The organism is Butyricimonas faecalis, from assembly GCF_003991565.1.
In the GTDB taxonomy this organism is placed as follows: Bacteria; Bacteroidota; Bacteroidia; order Bacteroidales; family Marinifilaceae; genus Butyricimonas; species Butyricimonas faecalis.
Map to the genome: position 1 here is coordinate 2,031,806 of NZ_CP032819.1, position 18,876 is coordinate 2,050,681.

Here is an 18,876-nt window from a genome sequence, read left to right on the forward strand (position 1 = left end):
AGTTCATACAAAAATAGCTCCCGTAAAAAGGAGCTATTTTTTTTGTGCGCTAGATAAAAGATACGCTTACAGGTATTGCAATGTACACGCGATTTCCCTTCAATAGCATAAAAAAGTTACAATTTGAAAGTAAAAATGAGATATCAATATTAAAGTTGCAATATAATTGGGTTTATAACAATAAATATTCTACTTTTGCAGCATAAAAAGCAGCAATAGGATAATCGAACAATTACAAGTATGCCAAAGCGTCAGATCAGAATCTGTTTAGGAAGTTCTTGTTTTTCCCGGGGGAACAATACCAACCTCGGTGCAATCAAGAAATATCTGAGTGAAAACAACTTGGAAGCAGATATCGATTTCTGCGGGCACTTGTGTGAAGAATTGTGTAGCAAGGGGCCTATTATCCGGATCGATGACAAAGTGTATGAAGAAGTAAATCTATCGCGTTTGTACAAAATCTTACAAGAAGAGTTCCCATGCAACTAAGACCCATCTATACAGAACCGGACAATTGTCAGGATTGCTACAAATGTATCCGGGAATGCCCCGTGAAGGCAATCCGGATGGAAAACAACCAGGCATCCATCATTGAAGACCGTTGCATCTACTGCGGGCATTGCACGCAAGTATGCCCGACAGGGGCTAAAAAAATTCGTGACGGGTTAACCCGTGCGAAATTGACCTTGACGCAAAACCCGAAAGTCATTCTATCACTGGCCCCCTCGTACGTGAGTGAATTCGAAGGGATTCATTCCAGCGTGTTGATTGCTGCCATCAAGCGGTTGGGGTTCACAAGTGTATCGGAAACCGCGTTAGGAGCTGAAATTGTCACGGATAGGACTGAAAAATTCTTGGAAGAAGCCGAGAGTGGCGTGTACATCTCCTCGGCTTGTCCGGTTGTCGTTGAATACATCCGGAAATATTCCCCGGAACACGTGCGTTTTATTACCCCGATTATTTCTCCCATGCTGGCTCACGCCAAGATTTTGAAACAATTGTACGGGGAGGACGTGAAAATCGTGTTTGCAGGTCCTTGTATCTGCAAAAAACTGGAAGCCGACTATTTTAACAACCTCATTGACGTGGTGATCACGTTCAAAGACTTGAAAAAATGGTTTGAGCAATCCGACATCAACTTGAAAAATATCGCACCGCATCAGCCGGAAGCCTGTTTTGTTCCTTACCGTTCCGGCATGGGCGCTTACTACCCCATTGAAGGAGGGATGCTAAAAGGAATGCACGAAGGCAAAAAACAAATACATCACATGGCTTTCTCGGAGCTTTCTACGGTGAAAGACGTGTTGAAAGAGTTGGATGCGCACCGGGAGAACGATTCCATTTTCTTGGAATTACTGGCTTGTAAGGGCGGATGTATCAACGGGCCTGCCAAATTAAGCCATATATCCCCCGCCTTGAAAAGATACGAGATTATTCATCAATCGGAATTGGGGAATCCCAAGGATGATTTCAAAAATATCGATTTGCAGATTCTGTTCTGTAAAGACCCCCACGTGCAAGATCATTCCTACACGGAAGAGGAGATCAAACAGGCCATGGCCGTCGTGGGTAAAACCGGACCGGAGGATGAATTAAATTGTAGTGGTTGCGGCTACGACACTTGTCGCGACTTCGCCATTGCCATGCTGGAAGGACGGGCTGAAGAGAACATGTGTGTATCTTACATGAGAAAAATTGCACATGACAAGGCCACTGTACTTCTCCAGAAGATTTCGGCCGGAGTGTTACTCGTCAACTCGGAATTGAAAGTAGTGGACATGAATCAATCCTGCGCCACGCTCATGGGAGAGGACATTGCCTCCATTTACGAGGTCGATCCCGGATTAAACGGGGTGGCACTGAAAAACATCTGTTCCTACGAGGACTTGTTCCGTGCCGTGTTGACAACCGGAAAGGAAATTATCGAACGGCAGGTTCGGGAAGAAGACCGGACATGGATTATATCCATCTACAATATACAACCTCACCGGTTGGTTTTCGGGTTATTGCAAGATTTACGCGAACCTTACGTCCGTAAGGAATGGATGCTTGAAAAGACCCAGGAGGTAATCAAGAAACACATGGAAACCGTCCAGCAAGTAGCTTGTTTGCTCGGGGAAAATGCCGCGTTCACGGATGCCACGTTACGCACCGTGATGGAGGCTTACAAGAAAAATGATCAAAAGAAACCACTCTAATTTCATTTGTCTTGAGAAACAACGGTAATTTCATCGAGGTTGACTTCTTCCAGAAGAATAAAGCGGGCAACGTGGTCTGCGGGGATTGCTTCATGTCTCAAAAATTAAAAGGCGAAGGGCGTGTTATCAGCGTGCTGTCAGATGGTTTGGGAAGCGGGATCAAAGCCTGTGTCCTATCCACGATGACGGCAACCATGGCCATGAATTTTACCGCCATGAACGAGAGCATCCTGCGCACCTCCACCTCGATCATGAATACCTTACCGAAAGACATGGTGAGAAAGATCAGTTATTCGACCTTTTGCATCTGTGACATCGATTGTTTCGGTAACGTGAAAATTATAGAGTATGAAACTCCCTCCTACTATTTGTACCGGAATGGGCGTTTCGTCAGCATATCCAAGGAAAAAATCCCGGTGGAACGGGAAGACCTTGAGAACACGTTCCTGTGGATTTCCGAGTTCACGCTGGAAAAAGAAGACCGGATTATCTTCTTCAGTGACGGGGTGAGCCAATCCGGAATGGGCACGGCTAAAATGCCCTTTGGCTGGGAAGACGGGGCAAAGGAGTATATTGCAAACTTGGTAAATCAATACAATGATATATCGGCCAAGGAATTGGCACATAAAATAGTGAATCAAGCGGAAAAGAACGACGGTTACTCGTTGAAGGACGACACGAGTTGTTGTGTTATCTATATGCGAAAACCCCGTAACTTGCTTGTGTGTACGGGTCCTCCCTACGACGAAAAGAACGATAAATACCTGGCTAACCGGGTTCGGGAATTTCAAGGGAAAAAGATCCTGTGCGGGGGAACCACGGCAACCATTATCTCCCGTGAACTGGGAACGAAAATGGAAGTCGACATGAACATCGTGGACAAAGAGCTCCCTCCCATCTCCAAGATGGATGGCGTTGATCTTGTCACCGAAGGAATCCTGACGCTAGGTAAGGTGGAACGCATCCTGACGGAAGGAGATATTGACCACCGTCGGGAAGCCGGACCGGCAGAAATGATGGTGAGAATGTTGTTGAATAGTGATAAGATCACGTTACTCGTGGGAACCCGTATCAACACGGCACACCAAGATCCCAATCTCCCCGTGGAGTTGGAGATCCGGAGGAACGTGGTCAAAAAAATAAAATTTTTATTGGAGACAAAGTATTTGAAAGATGTAGAGATTATGTATATTTAGGGAATGAAATCAAAAACAAAACCAACTCACAACATGATGAAAAAAGTAAATGTAAAAATATGCGTGGGCACCATGTGTTATGTCATGGGTGGCGCAGAGTTGAGAGATGTGATTGAATCTCTTCCCCAAAATATCCTCGAACATCTTAATATAAGCTATTCTCCCTGTTTAGAGTGTGGCGAAAGTGAACAAGCCCCACCGTTTATTGAAGTAAATGGAAAACGTATTGCTGGCGTTAGTAAAAATAGTTTAATACAAATCGTTAAAGAGGAAGTAAGAAATGTTATATGACAATTTTGCTATGCTCACGAAACGTGAGTTACTGATTAGAATTGTAAAACTTTTAAAGGAAGAAAATCTAGTAGATGGGGTGAAGTACATTCCAGTAGAAATGCGCCCCAAAAATAAAAGACCGATCAAGTGTTGCGTGCATAAAGATCGCTACATCTTGAAGCATAAGATTATTTCCATCTTGGGCTTCGAGATCACGGACGAGGAAATTGACCTGATCCCCTTGTCTGAATTCGCACAGAAAGCACTTGACAACAAGAACACGAAAGAGAATATTCTTTCCGTGGTTCACGAGGCTTGTAGTGCTTGTATGCAATCCCAGTATTTCGTGACCAACATGTGTCGCGGTTGCGAAGGGCGTCCCTGCTTGATGAACTGCCCGAAAGCAGCCATCTCTTTCAAGGGGGGTAAAGCTTGCATCACGCAAGAAGACTGCGTGGGTTGCGGACTATGCTCTAAAGTTTGTCCTTACCACGCGATCGTGTACACGCCCGTACCTTGCGAGGATGTTTGCCCGGTAAAGGCAATTACCAAAGGGGAAGACGGCACCGAGCACATCGATAAAGATAAATGTATCTATTGCGGGAAATGTATGCAAACTTGTCCCTACGGGGCCATCATGGAACGTTCCAAAGTGATCGACGTGTACAAGGGTATTACCGCTCCGGACAAGAAAATCATCGCTATACCGGCTCCGGCTATCTACGGACAGTTCAACGCGACTCCGGGACAGATTCTTTCCGCCATCAAGGCCATCGGTTTCGATGACGTGGTAGAAGTTGCCTTAGGAGCAGAAGATACCTCGCGTAACGAGGCTGCCGAGTTCTTGGAACGCATGGAAGAAGGAAAACCTTTCATGACTACTTCTTGCTGCCCGGCATACGTGGGTTGGGTGGACAAACACGCCCCCATGGTAAAACCGTTCGTTTCCGACACCCGTAGCCCGATGGTGTACGCCGCCCGCCGGGTAAAAGAACAACATCCGGATGCCGAAGTCGTATTCATCGGCCCGTGTCTGGCTAAACGTTACGAGGCTGAAATGTATGTTCCGGAAGTGGACTACGTGATGAGCTTCGAAGAGTTGGGTGCATTCATGGTAGCTTATGATATCAATCCGGAAAATTGTGAAGAATTACCCTTGAATCCGGAAGTAACGAAATTCTCCCGCGGATATGCCCAAGCCGGAGGTGTTCGCAATGCCATTGTAGAAGCTGTTGGAAATGGTTACACGACTCTCGCTATCGAGGGACTTGATAAGAAGAACCAAACTTTACTGAAAACTATGGTGAAGAAACCGGAAGCTCAGTTTGTTGAAGTGATGGCTTGTGACGGAGGTTGTGTGAACGGACCTTGTTCGTTGGCCCCGCTGACATTGGCAAAACGACAGATCAAGAAAGCATTGGAAAAATAAAATATGCTACAGAAATAAAGGCTCTGTCGAATAAGTCTTATTCCGAATTAACAAACTACCCCCTCCAACTCCCCTTACACAGGGGGAGGGTTGATTACCAAGCGGTTTCCCCTCCTGTGTAAGGAGGGGTTGGGGGAGGTAGTCATTAAAAAAATCTATTTCACCATCGCGTGACGATACCCTTTCGTCTTGTTCCAACCTCCGCGGGTGAAATCAGGAATCGCCACGGGAGCACTGTTATTCTCTAGCGAAAGAGCTGTCAGCTCACCCAAACAACACCATTCTGCTAAATCGTACACGTCCATATCCAACGGTAGTCCGTTCCGTAAACAATATACCAAACGGTAATCCATGATAAAATCCATTCCACCATGTCCCCCGACTTTCTTGGCTTGCTCTTCCAATTCGATCTGAATCGGGTGTTTATATTTTTCCATCAAAGCCTTCTTCACATTCTCCGGAACAAACCCGTGTGAATTCAAATTCTCATGATCGGGAGCCACATCCGATGAAACTTGTGTCGGTTTCAAAGCGTATCCCGAAACCGGATACTTGTTGGCGAATCCTTTTGTTCCCGTCAACTGGTACATCCGGCTATACGGACGAGGAGAGACCACGTCATGCTGAATCTGGATGGTTTTCCCGTTTTCCGTACGGATCAAGGTGATCGTGTGATCCCCGTTCTTGAAGTCTTTCACCTCTTCCCCGGTCTTGTTCTTCAAATACTCGGGGGCAGAAACGGCCTTCGTGTCCATACATACCAAGTAATTCATCTTGTCACCCCGGTGAATATCCAGCAACTGGCAAGCCGGTCCCATACCGTGAGTAGCATAAACATCTCCCCTGTGTTTCCGGTTATAATCCATACGCCAATTGTTCCAGTAATAAGGCCAGAATTCCTCCAAATTATGGATATAAGCTCCTTCCACATGCAGGATTTCGCCAAATACCCCTTGTTGTGCCATATTCAACGTCGTCAACTCAAAGAAATCATACACGCAATTCTCTAACATCATGCAATGTAACTGTTTCTTCTCTGCCATATTAATCAATGCCCAAATCTCCTCCATATTCATGGCGGCAGGCACCTCAATCGCCACGTGTTTCCCGTGCTCCATGGCATACAAAGCCATCGGGGTATGATGTAGCCAATCGGTTACAATATACACTAAATCAATATCATCCCGTTCGCAAAGTTGCTTCCAAGCATCCTCACTCCCGGAATAACCGGCAGCCTCCGGAGCTCCCGCTTTCCTCAAAATACCCTGACATTTCTCCACTTGTTCCGGACGAATATCAGACAAGGCAACCACCTTCGTTCCGGGAATATGTAAAAACCGCTCCACGGCACCGGGTCCCCGCATTCCCAAACCGATAAACCCAACCCGCACGGTATCCAGTTTCGGCGTTACTAAATTCACTACATCCTTTTGTCCCGCGGGACGTTCGGGAACAGGTACCTCAATCATTAAACTTTTTTTTGTCTCTTTTTCAGATACACCATTCGTACAGAAACAAATCATCCCGCATAAAACAGCAACCGCGACAAATACAAGAGTCACTTTTTTCATAAATTTGTTAGATTAGAATTTTACACAAAACACAACTTTCTCATAATTCCGTCCTAAAGTAATGAATAAATTCATAAAAATCAAGGTAAACGAAAGTATAACGATGACATAGCCCAAAGTTTACGAAGCTCTCCCCCCAAAATAATACCCTCTCGTCGAGAAAAAACACTTATTCATCGAGAAAAAAAATCTCAACATCTAAATTAATTGTATTCGCTTTCAACACCTTATATCTTTGTAAAAAGCAAAAAAAGAAAACAAGATGAATATACAAACGAACATTGCAACCATCCTTTTTATAATCATTCCGTCCTTAGTGGGCTTTTCACAGGAAAAGCCCACTTCTTCCTGGAATTTGAAGGATTGTATCGATTATGCCCGGAAAAATAACATCCAGGTGCAATCGGCAAAAGTAACGCAACAAAGCGCTAACGTGGATTTGTTACAGGCGAAAGCACAACTTTTTCCCTCGTTGACATTCAGTAGTTCTCAAGGTTGGGGACACCAAAAAACAGAACAAACAAATGGTACATTTAAATCACAGAGCGCCTACACGGGTAGTTACACCCTAAACGGGGGACTGACGATTTACAACGGAGGCAAATTAACCCGCTCCATCCGTCAACAACAAATCACGAACACGGCACAGGAGTATCAGGTAAACATGGCTGAGAACGACATTGAAATTGCCGTCACAGAGGCCTACCTGCAAATACTTTACGCGAATGAATCGCTAAAAACCAACCGGCAAACGTTGGAAACCTCTGCCGCCCAGTTGGCACGTTCCAAAGAATTACTGGCTGCCGGTTCAATTGCTGCCAGCGATTACGCCCAAATTGAAGCACAATACAGCAACGATCAGTACAACGTGACAATGGCAGAGAATACTCTCACTTTAAATAAATTACAACTAAAACAATTATTGGAATTGGAACCAACGGATAGTTTTGAAGTCTATTTCCCGGAACTGGAGGATACCCAGGTACTCACCCCGGCGCCCTCCCTCATGGAAGTTTATCAGGTAGCCCTAGAAACTATGCCGGAGATGAAGAATAGCCAGTTAAACGTGGAATCATCCCAGTTGGAAGAAAAGATTGCGGCAGGTGATCGTTTACCCAACATTTCACTTAGCGCATCCGTGGGGACGAATCATGACTCGAAATCAGACCACTCTTTTTCAAAGCAACTAAATAATCGACTAAACGAGAATGTGGGGATCAATATCAGTATCCCCATTTCTAAAAATCGCCAGGTTAAATCAGCTGTTGAAAAAGCAAAATTACAAACGGAAACAGCCCGTCTGGAAGAATTGAATACCCGCAAGGAATTGTGGAAAACGGTAGAGACTCTCCACCAGAATGTAATCTCAGCGCAAAGCAGATATGTGGCAGCCACGAACAGCGTGAAATCGGCCTCGATGAGTTATAACCTCGTTCAAGAACAATTCAATGCCGGCATGAAAAATACGGTGGAACTGCTCACGGAGAAGAACAATTATCTTTCGGCTTTGCAGGAACAGATTCAAGCAAAGTTCGAGGCGATTCTTTCACTCAAGCTACTCAATTTCTACCGCAATCAACCTATCGAAATCTAATGTAAAATATTAATTATAGAACAACATGAAAAAGATTGTTACCATAATCATCATCATAGCCGTTATTGTCGGGGCCTTTTTCTTCTTCCGTTCGGGAGATAAAAAAGTGATAGCGTACGAGACTGTCGAACTGAAAAAAGGCTCCATCAATAACACGGTGACTGCCACGGGAACGATAGAGCCAATCACCAAAGTAGACGTGGGTACTCAAGTTTCCGGAACGATTTCACACATTTACGCGGATTACAATTCTGTCGTGAAAAAAGGACAATTACTCGCCGAACTAGACAGGAAACTACTGGAAGCCGAACTGAGATCCGAAATGGCGAATCTAAAATCAAGCAAAAGTGAATTCGAATACCAGGATAAAAACTTCAAACGCCTGCGCCAGTTACATGAAAAAAATTTAATTAGCGAAACAGAATACGAAGAAGCATTATACTTGTACGAGAAAGCACAACAAGCTTACGAAAAAGCACAAGCCACGCTGGTAAAAGCACAATCAAATCTTGAATATGCCACAATTTACTCGCCAATCGATGGCGTAGTTTTATCCAGAGAAGTGGAAGAGGGACAAACGGTTGCCGCCAGTTTCGAAACCCCGACCATGTTCACGATTGCTAACGATTTGCGTAAGATGCAAGTAATCGCTAACGTGGACGAGGCCGACATCGGTCAGGTGCTCGAAGGGCAACGCGTAACGTTCACGGTTGACGCTTTCCCGGATGACACGTTCGAGGGAGACGTGACTCAGGTACGATTGAATCCGACCACAGAGTCTAACGTGGTAACTTATGAGGTAGTTATTGATGCCCCGAATCCCGAATTAAAACTGAAACCGGGACTGACCGCAAATATCACGGTTTACACGATGGAGAAAAACGACATTCTGCTAGCCCCGTTAAAAGCTTTCCGCTTTACCCCGGAAACTGACCCAGCAAATCCGCAAACCCCACAAGTTCCACAAGCAGGAAGAGGAGAAAAAGTGGTTTGGTTGCAAACGGCAGAAGGCATTGTTCCCAAAGTGATCAAAGTGGGGGTCAGCGACGGAATATACACGGAAGTGAAAGAGGGGATACAGGAAGGTTCCCGCCTAATCGTGGGTATTGAACGCGGTAAAAAGATAGCCCCTCAAGGAGGTAGCGAGGAATCCAATCCGTTCATGCCACCGCGTCCGGGACAAAAGAAAAAATAATCATCGTATAAGTTTGAAATCATGGCAAATGATATTATAAAAATAGAAAACCTGAGGAGGGATTTTAAGGTCGGATCTGAAACCGTTCATGCTTTGCGCGGTATATCATTCTCGATCCGTGCCGGAGAGTTCGTGACGATAATGGGTACGAGTGGTTCCGGGAAATCCACCTTGCTCAATATCCTCGGATGTCTCGACACACCCACCTCGGGGGACTATTATCTCGATGGGATTGCAGTCCGGGATATGGGGAAAAATGACAGGGCCACACTGAGAAATCGCAAGATCGGATTCGTGTTCCAATCATACAATCTGTTACCCAAAACGACAGCCTTGGAAAATGTGGAATTACCGTTACTTTACAACCCAGCCGTTTCATCCCGGGAGCGTCGGGAAAAAGCGATGGAAGCTTTAAAAGCCGTGGGTCTAAGCGACCGGATCAATCATCGTTCCAATCAGATGTCCGGAGGACAGCAACAACGTGTTGCCATCGCCCGGGCGATCGTAAACGACCCGGTGATCCTGCTTGCCGACGAGGCTACGGGAAACTTGGACTCCCGTACTTCCTTTGAAATTCTCACGCTCTTTCAACGCCTTCACGCAGAAGGAAGAACCATTATATTCGTAACCCATAATCCCGAAATTGCCCAGTTCAGTAGTCGAAATATCGTTCTGCGGGATGGTCACATCACGGAAGACACGGTTAACCCAAACGTGGCCTCGGCCAAAAAAGTACTGGATTCGCTACCGAAGGAGAATGATTAAAATGTAGAATTTAAAATTTAGAATTTAGTATGAATTGTTACCTGAAAGTGAGAGGTGGTTCAATCTAAAATCTAACATCATAAATCTAAAATTAACACATGAACTACGCAAATTTAATACGAATAGCTTTACGAGCCTTGGCTAACAACAAGTTTCGGGGATTTCTGACCATGTTGGGAATCATTATCGGGGTTGGATCCGTGATTTCCATGCTGGCTATCGGGCAAGGTTCAAAACGTAGCATTCGTGACCAAATATCGGAGATGGGGTCCAACATGATCATGATCCATCCCGGGAACGGGAAGTTCGGGGGCGTCCGTCAAAGTGCCAGCAGTATGCAGACACTGAAACTGGAGGATTACGAGGCGATCGTTCGTGACGTGGACTTGATAGACAAATGTACCCCTTCCGTCAATTCAAGCGGTCAGGTGATATACGGAGCCAATAATGCCCCGACAACTATCTATGGAGTAAATCAAGATTATCTTGACATCCGGAAGTTCAGCGTGGGAGAAGGCGAAATGTTCACGGATCACGACATCAAAACTTCGGCAAAAGTATGTATCGTGGGACAAACCGTTGTCGATAACCTATTCACGAAAGGAGAAGAACCGCTGGGAAAGACCATCCGGTTCAACAAAACTCCTTTCCGAATTATCGGGGTCTTAACCCCCAAAGGATATAACTCCATGGGACAAGATCAGGATGATATGATTATCGCACCCTATACCACGATCCAGAAACGCCTGTTGGCCATCACCTATATTCAAGGAATATTCGCTTCGGCCGTCACGGAGGACGATTCGGAAGAGGCTATCGAGGAAATATCTGCTATCCTACGTCAGAATCACAAAATAGCCGCGGGGGATGAAGACGATTTTCACGTGCGCTCGCAAGAAGAACTCAGCTCCATGATGAGCACGACAACCGACTTGATGACCGTGCTGTTAGCCTGTATTGCCGGTATATCATTGCTTGTCGGTGGTATCGGAATCATGAACATCATGTACGTGTCTGTCACCGAACGAACCCGGGAGATCGGTCTCCGTATGTCTATCGGGGCAAAAGGACGACATATTCTATTCCAATTCCTTATCGAGGCGGTCATTATCAGCGTCACGGGAGGTATTATCGGGGTATTCCTTGGAATCGGTTCATCACTTATTATTAAATACGTTATCGGATGGCCCGTATACATTCAGATGTATTCTGTCGTGCTTTCCTTCCTGGTCTGCACAGTTACCGGAATATTCTTTGGCTGGTATCCGGCACAAAAGGCATCCCAGCTAAACCCGATTGATGCAATACGATACGAATAGATTGCCGGGAAATCCGGCAGTTATAGGCTGCAAGTTTACAAGTTACCGGTTCGACAGAACTTCTTCCATAAACTTGTAACTTGCAAGCCTATAACTTGTAACTTTTTATTACCTTTGCAAGTGGAGAAAGATGATATAATGCAAAAGACTAGAAACAAGAAGATATTAACGGGAGCTATCCATGTGCTTGGATGGGGTATATTCTTTGCTCTTCCCTTTTTCTTCTATCGCGGAGAAGGTGTTTCGATTACCTTGAATAGATATTTGGGGTATTGTTTTGTCCCGTTAAGTTGCCTTATTATATTTTACACTAATTTCCTCTGGCTGATCGAACGACAACTTTTCCGCCGAAAAGTATCAACATTCATTTTAAGTAATATCGTTCTCGTGATGCTTTTGGGAGTCAGCCTTCATTTCTGGCAGGACTTTCACCGGAAACATTTGTCAGAACCCGTTCCAGAAACCATGAAAGAATTACAGGCTTCCTTACCGAAACCTCCCCGATACGTGTTTATCGCCCGGGACATGATGCTCATGGCACTGACTGTCGCCCTTAGCGTGGCGATCAAAATGACCGGAGGATGGTATGAAACAGAGAACGAGAAGCAAGAACTAAAGAAGGCACAGGCCGAGGCAGAACTTCAAAACTTAAAGAGCCAACTGAATCCGCACTTTTTATTCAACACGTTAAATAATATCTACTCGCTTATCGCTATCAACCAAGACAAGGCCCAGTATGCCGTCCATGATCTCAGCCGTATGCTGCGTCACGTCTTATACGAGAACAACCAGCATTTCGTGTTGGTAGATAAAGAATTCGAGTTCATGAAAAGCTATATCGAGCTAATGAGCCTCCGCTTGCCCAAGAGTACACGACTGGAAGTTTCCATCCCGGAAAGAGGCAACGGGGCCATGATTGCCCCGCTCTTGTTTATCCCTCTGATCGAAAACGCATTTAAACATGGGGTTAGCAGCACGCAAGAATCATTTATCAACATCAAATTCGAATTACAGGGAAATAACCGGCTTAACTGTCTCGTGGAGAACAGTAACTATCCGAAAAAAGATAATGACCGGAGTGGTTCCGGTATCGGGTTAACGAACTTAAAACGCCGTCTGGAATTACTCTACCCGGGAAAATATATTTTTAAAGCAGAAACCCTTAACGACCGATTTATCACGGAACTACTTATTCAACTTTAAAACGAAAGGATATGACTCTGAATTGCCTCATCGTGGATGATGAACCGTTAGCCTTGGATTTGTTAGAGAGTTACGTGAGCCGAACTCCGTTCCTACATTTGGTCGCACAATGCGATAGTGCCGTGAAAGCGCTTTCCGTCATAGAGGAAGAGCCGATAGATCTGGTTTTTCTAGATATCCAGATGCCCGAACTCAACGGGTTAGAACTGTCCCGGCTCGTGGGCAACAAAGTGAAAATCATATTCACCACCGCTTTCGAACAGTACGCACTGGAAGGCTTTCGGGTTGATGCGCTAGACTATCTGCTGAAACCATTCAACTACACGGAATTTCTCCGGGCAGCCACGAAGGCCTTACGGTGGATCGAGATGAGCCGGGCAGAGAACGTTTCCGCTAATGTGCCGGATTCTATTTTCGTGAAAAGCGACTACAAACTGATTCAAATCCAGTTGAAAGACATTCTCTACATCGAAGGTTTGAAGGATTACATTCGCATCCAAACCGAAGATAAGGAGGGCGGCATCCTCACGCTGATGAGCATGAAGAGTATCGAGGATCATCTTCCCGGGGATATATTCATCCGGGTACACCGTTCCTATATCGTCAATATCAATAAAATTAAAACCATCGAACGTAATCGCATCGTGTTCGGAAAACTCTATATCCCTATTTCTGATTCTTACAAGGAACGTTTCATGGAATTACTGGATAAACGAGCAATTAATTGAAAATTGAAAATTGAAAATTGAAAATTATATCTACCTTTGCGCAGAGATAATAAGTCAGTGCTAACATCAAGATAATTTGAACGATTGAATTTGAATATGCACAAAAAGCATTCATTTTCAATTTTCAATTTTCAATTTTCAATTGTTATGAGAAAAGACGAAAGATATAACCAACGAGGAGTGTCTGCATCCAAAGAAGATGTGCATAATGCCATAAAGAACATCGACAAAGGTATTTTCCCGAAAGCTTTCTGTAAGATCATCCCCGATTACCTCGGAGGACAGAAAAGCTACTGTAACATCATGCACGCCGACGGGGCCGGGACAAAATCTTCACTTGCCTACATGTATTGGAAAGAAACCGGAGATCTATCCGTGTGGAAAGGGATCGCACAGGATGCCTTGATTATGAATATCGATGATTTACTGTGCGTGGGAGCAGTGGATAATATCTTACTCTCTTCTACCATTGGAAGAAATAAAAAATTAATTCCCGGAGAAGTAATTGCCGCCATTATCAATGGGACGGAAGAGCTGATCGAGGAATACCGGAAATTAGGTGTCAATATCTATTCTACCGGGGGAGAAACCGCAGATGTAGGAGACCTTGTAAGAACTATTATCGTGGATTCTACTGTAACTTGCCGGATGAAACGCTCAGATGTGATCTCAAACGACCGGATCAAAGCGGGAGATGTAATCGTTGGACTTTCATCATACGGGCAAGCCTCCTACGAGACAGAATACAATGGTGGAATGGGTTCCAATGGCCTGACCTCTGCCCGACACGACGTATTTGCCAAGTACTTGGCCGAAAAGTACCCAGAAAGCTATGATAACTCCGTACCGGAAGAGCTCGTTTATTCCGGAAAATGCAAACTGACAGACGAAATCGCAGGCTTAGGAATTGATGCCGGGAAACTGGTGCTATCCCCGACCCGTACATATATCCCGGTAATCAAGCAGGTGCTTGACAAGTACCGGAAACAAATCCACGGCATGGTTCACTGTTCAGGTGGAGCCCAAACCAAGGTCATGAATTTCGTAGAGAACATGCACATCGTGAAGGATAATATGTTCCCCGTTCCTCCCTTGTTCAAGTTGATTCAAGAACAATCGGGGACCCCGTGGGAAGAGATGTACAAGGTGTTCAACATGGGCCACCGCATGGAGATCTACGTGGACGAAGAGATTGCCGATGACATTATCGCCATCTCCAAAAGCTTTAATATTGATGCCCAAATCGTTGGCCGTTGTTACGACAACGAGGAGGGGAAAGGTAATAAGCTCACGATTATCAGCGAACTCGGGAAGTTCATATACTGAACCGTGGGTTTCTTCAATTAAATTTATATATATTCAACAAAGGCGAGGATCACCCCGCCTTTGTTTTACTTGTCCAATATAGATTTTATATGATTAGCGCATCCGAGGACAGAAGGCTTCATATAATCGACTTCAACAATTATCCCATTTTTATCAATCAACATAAAACGAGGAATAAATTCAATCGCATATTGCTTATAGAAAAAAGAATTCGTTCCTCCTTCCACTATAAATTGTTGCCAAGCCAAGTTCTTCTCCTCAACCATCTTTTTCCAAACCTTAGCTCTAGTGTCAACCGAGATGCTTATAAACACAATCCGGTCATCATTTTTGAATTCCTCGTGTAACGCTGCCACATGAGGGATTTCCGCTTTACAGGGAGCACACCATGTAGCCCAAACATCAATATATACCATCTTTCCCCGAAAGTCAGACAAACGATATTTTTGTCCGTTTACATCCACCATTTCAAAGTCGGGAGCCTCTATCCCATTGCGAATCTTAAAATAGTTCAGATATACATTCAGTTTTTCCTGACAAGCCGCAATCGAAGCTGTATCGGTACAAACTGTTTTATATTTATCAAAAACTTCCTGCATATTAGTTACTTTCTTCCCTTTTAATCTCCAATTCATATAAGCAGTGGCATGTTCGTTCCTAATTTGCCGATCAGTGATCATCTTTTCCACCCTCTCAAGATAACGAATAGACCGATCACGGGTATCTGTTTTATCAGCTTTATCCAAATACCAATTAATAACTCCAAAAATCACATTGTAATCCACCCGGTTACGATCATTCAAATCAATACTTTGTACAAAAGTGGTAAAGTCCGGATCTACAACGACTTTATCCGGATTAACCCGATGCACGATTCCATAATAATCCAATCCCATATACAATGGTATTACATTTTGCAAACGAGTCCATTTTTCCCGAATCTGCTCATCTGCAACCTTCTCCAACCGTTCTTGAGCAATACGGGCTTTCTCATCTAACTTTTTTTGGTAATCTTTAAAAGCAACATATTCCCCAGACACCAGTTCTTCCTGTAAAGAAGCTAATTGAGACATCGCATATTGGTAATTATTCTCAGCCGACCGATCTCCTTTAAAAATAACACGCTCGCTACCTTCTTTTTTCAAATCAATCACGACACTAAACTGATCACCCGGTTCCAAGTAAAGAGGGGTTTTCTGCTCCATTACAGATAACGAAGCCGGAAGATGTTGATCATGCTGATAGACAAACTTACCGCTTTTCCCTACTTGAAGCGTGTCTATCAATTCATGCTTTCCCTCGTAATACGATAGAGTCAAACATTCTCCTTTGTAATGTTTAACGGTCCCCTGTATTTTAATTTGGGCGTTGGTTGTACTTACGATTCCACCAAACAATAAAAATAAGACAATATACTTTTTCATTCTAATCATTGCTTTTTATACTTTGTGCTATTTTTTCTTCTAGTTCTTTTCCTCTCAAATTTTTAGCGATAATAACCCCGGAAGGATCGATCAACACGGTATGGGGTATAGCACCAACAACATATTTACGAGCGGCTTCTTCTTTCACATCAAGTAGTTGTGGCCAATCCATCTGTAATTCTTCTATTTTTGCTTTCCATGAATCTTTATCTTGCTCCAAAGAGATCCCGATAATTTCAAATCCTTGTTGTTTATATTGATCGTACAATCGTTTTAACTCAGGCATTTCGGCACAACAAGGCTTACACCATGAAGCCCAAAAATCAATCAGGACATACTTACCTTGCCCCATATAATCAGACAAATGAGCTTCTTGATTTTGAACATCAAGAACTATTGCATCTTGATAGGTTTTCCCTACAGCAACAGCATTGTAAGTATTAACCCGTTTCACGATCTGTCGTACTAACGGATGACGTAAACTAACAGAATCTGCCTTCTCCGGGATCTCTACCAGCAAACGTTCTGGAAGTCCCACTATCTCCATGACCTGACTCCTACCTGCAGGGGTATTGATATTTTCTTTAACAAACTCCAATGCAAGCAAACGCATCTCCCGCATATAACCACTACTGATTCTATCTAACGAATCATACACGGCTGACGTTAACTGCCCTACTTTTTCCAGACGAGATACTTCGTTGGATATTTGCTTCATTTTATTGAATGGGACATACCAATGATTCAAATACTCTTGCAATAACTCATTATTCGGAGTACCAGAAATTCGCACACCTCCTTGCTCATTTCCAATAATCTTAATATCTCCCTTTTCTAAAATAAACTGGGAAGTCCATACCGCTTTATGTTGATCAACAATACTCAATAAAGCAGTTTGTGGCTCACGAGCCTGTTGTTCAAAAAAGAAGTGGCCTTCATGAATCGTTGTAGAATCAATGATCTCCGGAATCATTTTTTCCTCATTAATCAATTGTAAATAAATAGTTTTACCACTCCATTCCGATCCGATATTGCCTTCTACAGTTGTAACGTTTTTTGCACAACTAGCACAACACCAAGCAATGATTATTGTATAAAAAGAATATAATACCAAGTTTTTCATTTTAATACGTGTTTTGTTTCATCTCACCATTTGATACCTCTATTTCATTCTGATTAATAGGGAAAGCATACTTACGGGAATTCTTTTCCAAAGTATAAGTAACCGGAGCCTCCTTACTATAAATAGCTGTCGAACTGACCCGATAGAAAGTACGGGAAACAGCCTCTACATCATCATTGGGATCTTCGTTATTATTTAACCGTCGCAAATCAAACCAACGTTGGGCAAAAGGCATTTCCCGACGTCTTTCTTCTAAAATGTGCCGAATGGCTTCTGCCGGATTATTTGCCTGCAATTTCACCCATTCTCCCGGAAGCATACGTTTAGCTCTCAACGTATTTAACGTTTCCATCGCCAACATGTAATCACCTTGGCGAGCCAGACATTCTGCTTTAATAAGATACATTTCGGCAGTACTCGGTCCACTAGGCATATGAGTCATCGAGAAAAAAACATACACCGGATAAGAATAGTCACAACGATACATATCCATAACACCTTCCACGAAATGATATTTATAACGAAGATCATGTTCCTTATCATACAGATCTTGCAAATCCTGACTGGGGAAATAGAGACCATCCACACTTGATGCATAAAGATATCTCATGTATAGTGTCTCTTTCCATTCGATCCGTTTGGTATAAACATCCGTATCCCAATCAAAAGTTGTTGGAAAATAAATCCCGAATCCCATCGCATCTTCTTCCCCCATTTCCGTATTGTAATCCACCAATGTGTTATACTCTGACAACACATTATCGGCATATTTCAACGCATTCACATAATCATTCCGGTTCAAGTAGTACCGAGCAGCAAAACCATTAATGCCTGCCGTATTTGCCCGCCAATGTTTAGGCTTTCCGGCTTGCACCAAAGCCGTCTGACATTTTAACGCCTCCTGCAAATCAGACTCGATGAATTTATACGTATCTTCAAGCGTAGCTCGAGCGGCTGATTCTTCAAAACTCGTGAACTTTTTCAAAGGCAAACCGGGTTCTGCTTTTGTCGCCTCCGTGTAAGGTAAACAATACGTGTTAACCAAATTCCAATGACTGTAAGCCCTTATAAAATGAGCTTCCGCTTTTAACCGGGCTTTATCCTCACGACTTCCTTCAACATTATCTAACCCAGCAAGCACCATATTCGCACGGAATATTTTACTATATTCTCCCGCTTGATTGTACCCGTTTCCTCCCCAGAATACATCACTTCCTGCCTTCTCCAAATTTTCAAAATCCCATAAATAACTTTGCAGAATCTGGTTGGGTCCGGGGAAAAACATAGGCTGTGCATCATATAGTGCTATCGGAAAACCAAAATCATCATGCCCACAAAAAGCCGCTTTATTAGCTTCTATACAAAAATCCTGATATTTAGCTAAAATCGCATCCAATTGCTCTATTTTAGTAACAGGAAGACGAGAACTCTTGGAAGGTAATTCATCCAAATAATCATCACACGCTGTAAACAACAGGATTCCACAAACGATTAACGTTACTTTTTTTAATAATTCAGTTACTTTTTTCATG

At 43.7% G+C, this 18,876-nt stretch carries 16 protein-coding genes; 12 read left to right on the forward strand and 4 right to left on the reverse strand.

What is annotated here, in order from left to right:
• Positions 1 to 240 precede the first annotated feature (240 nt).
• From D8S85_RS08990 to D8S85_RS09010, 5 genes are read left to right on the forward strand one after another with little or no spacing between them, the layout of a single operon-like run.
• Positions 241 to 489, forward strand: a complete 249-nt coding sequence (locus tag D8S85_RS08990) for a (2Fe-2S) ferredoxin domain-containing protein (RefSeq protein ID WP_106480414.1) — start codon at positions 241 to 243, stop codon at positions 487 to 489.
• A complete protein-coding gene (locus tag D8S85_RS08995) occupies positions 480 to 2,198 on the forward strand; it encodes a [Fe-Fe] hydrogenase large subunit C-terminal domain-containing protein (RefSeq protein WP_127074985.1) in 1,719 nt (572 codons plus the stop codon). The genes D8S85_RS08990 and D8S85_RS08995 overlap by 10 nt, the downstream gene beginning before the upstream one ends.
• 11 nt (positions 2,199 to 2,209) lie before the next feature.
• Positions 2,210 to 3,394, forward strand: a complete 1,185-nt coding sequence (locus tag D8S85_RS09000; RefSeq protein ID WP_106480416.1) for a SpoIIE family protein phosphatase — start codon at positions 2,210 to 2,212, stop codon at positions 3,392 to 3,394.
• Positions 3,395 to 3,427: 33 nt separating this feature from the next.
• Positions 3,428 to 3,685: an NADH-quinone oxidoreductase subunit NuoE family protein gene (locus D8S85_RS09005; RefSeq protein WP_228423173.1), complete on the forward strand. Its 258-nt coding sequence runs from the start codon at positions 3,428 to 3,430 to the stop codon at positions 3,683 to 3,685.
• Positions 3,675 to 5,096 (forward strand): monomeric [FeFe] hydrogenase, encoded by a 1,422-nt coding sequence (locus D8S85_RS09010; protein ID WP_106480417.1) that lies wholly within the window; start codon positions 3,675 to 3,677, stop codon positions 5,094 to 5,096. The genes D8S85_RS09005 and D8S85_RS09010 overlap by 11 nt, the downstream gene beginning before the upstream one ends.
• A gap of 155 nt (positions 5,097 to 5,251) precedes the next feature.
• On the opposite strand, the gene D8S85_RS09015 is transcribed toward D8S85_RS09010, so the two are convergent.
• Positions 5,252 to 6,619 (reverse strand): Gfo/Idh/MocA family protein, encoded by a 1,368-nt coding sequence (locus D8S85_RS09015; RefSeq protein WP_106625051.1) that lies wholly within the window; start codon positions 6,617 to 6,619, stop codon positions 5,252 to 5,254.
• 310 nt (positions 6,620 to 6,929) lie between these two features.
• Between D8S85_RS09015 and D8S85_RS09020 the strand changes: the two genes are divergently transcribed.
• The 7 genes from D8S85_RS09020 (at position 6,930) to D8S85_RS09050 (ending at position 14,797) form a co-directional block, all read left to right on the forward strand.
• Positions 6,930 to 8,261, forward strand: coding sequence for a TolC family protein (locus D8S85_RS09020; protein WP_106480418.1), 1,332 nt, complete (start codon positions 6,930 to 6,932; stop codon positions 8,259 to 8,261).
• Between the two features lie 25 nt (positions 8,262 to 8,286).
• Positions 8,287 to 9,456, forward strand: a complete 1,170-nt coding sequence (locus tag D8S85_RS09025; RefSeq protein ID WP_106480419.1) for an efflux RND transporter periplasmic adaptor subunit — start codon at positions 8,287 to 8,289, stop codon at positions 9,454 to 9,456.
• A 21-nt stretch (positions 9,457 to 9,477) separates the two neighbouring features.
• On the forward strand, positions 9,478 to 10,221 hold the full coding sequence (locus D8S85_RS09030; RefSeq protein ID WP_106480420.1) for an ABC transporter ATP-binding protein: 744 nt from the start codon (positions 9,478 to 9,480) through the stop codon (positions 10,219 to 10,221).
• Positions 10,222 to 10,319: 98 nt separating this feature from the next.
• The gene (locus tag D8S85_RS09035; RefSeq protein WP_106480421.1) at positions 10,320 to 11,540 is read left to right on the forward strand and encodes an ABC transporter permease; all 1,221 of its coding nucleotides are present in this window, start codon (positions 10,320 to 10,322) and stop codon (positions 11,538 to 11,540) included.
• A gap of 138 nt (positions 11,541 to 11,678) precedes the next feature.
• Positions 11,679 to 12,743, forward strand: a complete 1,065-nt coding sequence (locus D8S85_RS09040; RefSeq protein WP_106480422.1) for a sensor histidine kinase — start codon at positions 11,679 to 11,681, stop codon at positions 12,741 to 12,743.
• A gap of 11 nt (positions 12,744 to 12,754) precedes the next feature.
• Positions 12,755 to 13,471, forward strand: a complete 717-nt coding sequence (locus D8S85_RS09045) for a LytR/AlgR family response regulator transcription factor (RefSeq protein ID WP_087420950.1) — start codon at positions 12,755 to 12,757, stop codon at positions 13,469 to 13,471.
• 147 nt (positions 13,472 to 13,618) lie between these two features.
• The gene (locus tag D8S85_RS09050) at positions 13,619 to 14,797 is read left to right on the forward strand and encodes an AIR synthase related protein (RefSeq protein WP_106625052.1); all 1,179 of its coding nucleotides are present in this window, start codon (positions 13,619 to 13,621) and stop codon (positions 14,795 to 14,797) included.
• 65 nt (positions 14,798 to 14,862) lie between these two features.
• Here D8S85_RS09050 and D8S85_RS09055 read toward each other — a convergent pair whose 3' ends face one another.
• From D8S85_RS09055 to D8S85_RS09065, 3 genes are read right to left on the reverse strand one after another with little or no spacing between them, the layout of a single operon-like run.
• Positions 14,863 to 16,221, reverse strand: coding sequence for a TlpA family protein disulfide reductase (locus D8S85_RS09055; RefSeq protein ID WP_158641540.1), 1,359 nt, complete (start codon positions 16,219 to 16,221; stop codon positions 14,863 to 14,865).
• A gap of 1 nt (position 16,222) precedes the next feature.
• Entirely contained in the window at positions 16,223 to 17,344 is a 1,122-nt protein-coding gene (locus D8S85_RS09060) for a TlpA disulfide reductase family protein (RefSeq protein ID WP_106480424.1), read from the reverse strand.
• 1 nt (position 17,345) lies between these two features.
• Positions 17,346 to 18,875, reverse strand: a complete 1,530-nt coding sequence (locus D8S85_RS09065; protein ID WP_106480425.1) for a RagB/SusD family nutrient uptake outer membrane protein — start codon at positions 18,873 to 18,875, stop codon at positions 17,346 to 17,348.
• Position 18,876 lies beyond the last annotated feature (1 nt).

Excerpts from the sequence above, each read along its gene's own strand:
- D8S85_RS08990 (WP_106480414.1), top strand. The coding sequence starts at position 241 with ATGCCAAAGCGTCAGATCAGAATCTGTTTAGGAAGTTCTTGTTTTTCC.
- D8S85_RS08995 (WP_127074985.1), top strand. The coding sequence starts at position 480 with ATGCAACTAAGACCCATCTATACAGAACCGGACAATTGTCAGGATTGC.
- D8S85_RS09005 (WP_228423173.1), top strand. The coding sequence starts at position 3,428 with ATGATGAAAAAAGTAAATGTAAAAATATGCGTGGGCACCATGTGTTAT.
- D8S85_RS09010 (WP_106480417.1), top strand. The coding sequence starts at position 3,675 with ATGTTATATGACAATTTTGCTATGCTCACGAAACGTGAGTTACTGATT.
- D8S85_RS09015 (WP_106625051.1), bottom strand. The coding sequence starts at position 6,619 with ATGATTTGTTTCTGTACGAATGGTGTATCTGAAAAAGAGACAAAAAAA.
- D8S85_RS09020 (WP_106480418.1), top strand. The coding sequence starts at position 6,930 with ATGAATATACAAACGAACATTGCAACCATCCTTTTTATAATCATTCCG.
- D8S85_RS09025 (WP_106480419.1), top strand. The coding sequence starts at position 8,287 with ATGAAAAAGATTGTTACCATAATCATCATCATAGCCGTTATTGTCGGG.
- D8S85_RS09030 (WP_106480420.1), top strand. The coding sequence starts at position 9,478 with ATGGCAAATGATATTATAAAAATAGAAAACCTGAGGAGGGATTTTAAG.
- D8S85_RS09035 (WP_106480421.1), top strand. The coding sequence starts at position 10,320 with ATGAACTACGCAAATTTAATACGAATAGCTTTACGAGCCTTGGCTAAC.
- D8S85_RS09040 (WP_106480422.1), top strand. The coding sequence starts at position 11,679 with ATGCAAAAGACTAGAAACAAGAAGATATTAACGGGAGCTATCCATGTG.
- D8S85_RS09045 (WP_087420950.1), top strand. The coding sequence starts at position 12,755 with ATGACTCTGAATTGCCTCATCGTGGATGATGAACCGTTAGCCTTGGAT.
- D8S85_RS09050 (WP_106625052.1), top strand. The coding sequence starts at position 13,619 with ATGAGAAAAGACGAAAGATATAACCAACGAGGAGTGTCTGCATCCAAA.
- D8S85_RS09055 (WP_158641540.1), bottom strand. The coding sequence starts at position 16,221 with ATGAAAAAGTATATTGTCTTATTTTTATTGTTTGGTGGAATCGTAAGT.
- D8S85_RS09060 (WP_106480424.1), bottom strand. The coding sequence starts at position 17,344 with ATGAAAAACTTGGTATTATATTCTTTTTATACAATAATCATTGCTTGG.
- D8S85_RS09065 (WP_106480425.1), bottom strand. The coding sequence starts at position 18,875 with ATGAAAAAAGTAACTGAATTATTAAAAAAAGTAACGTTAATCGTTTGT.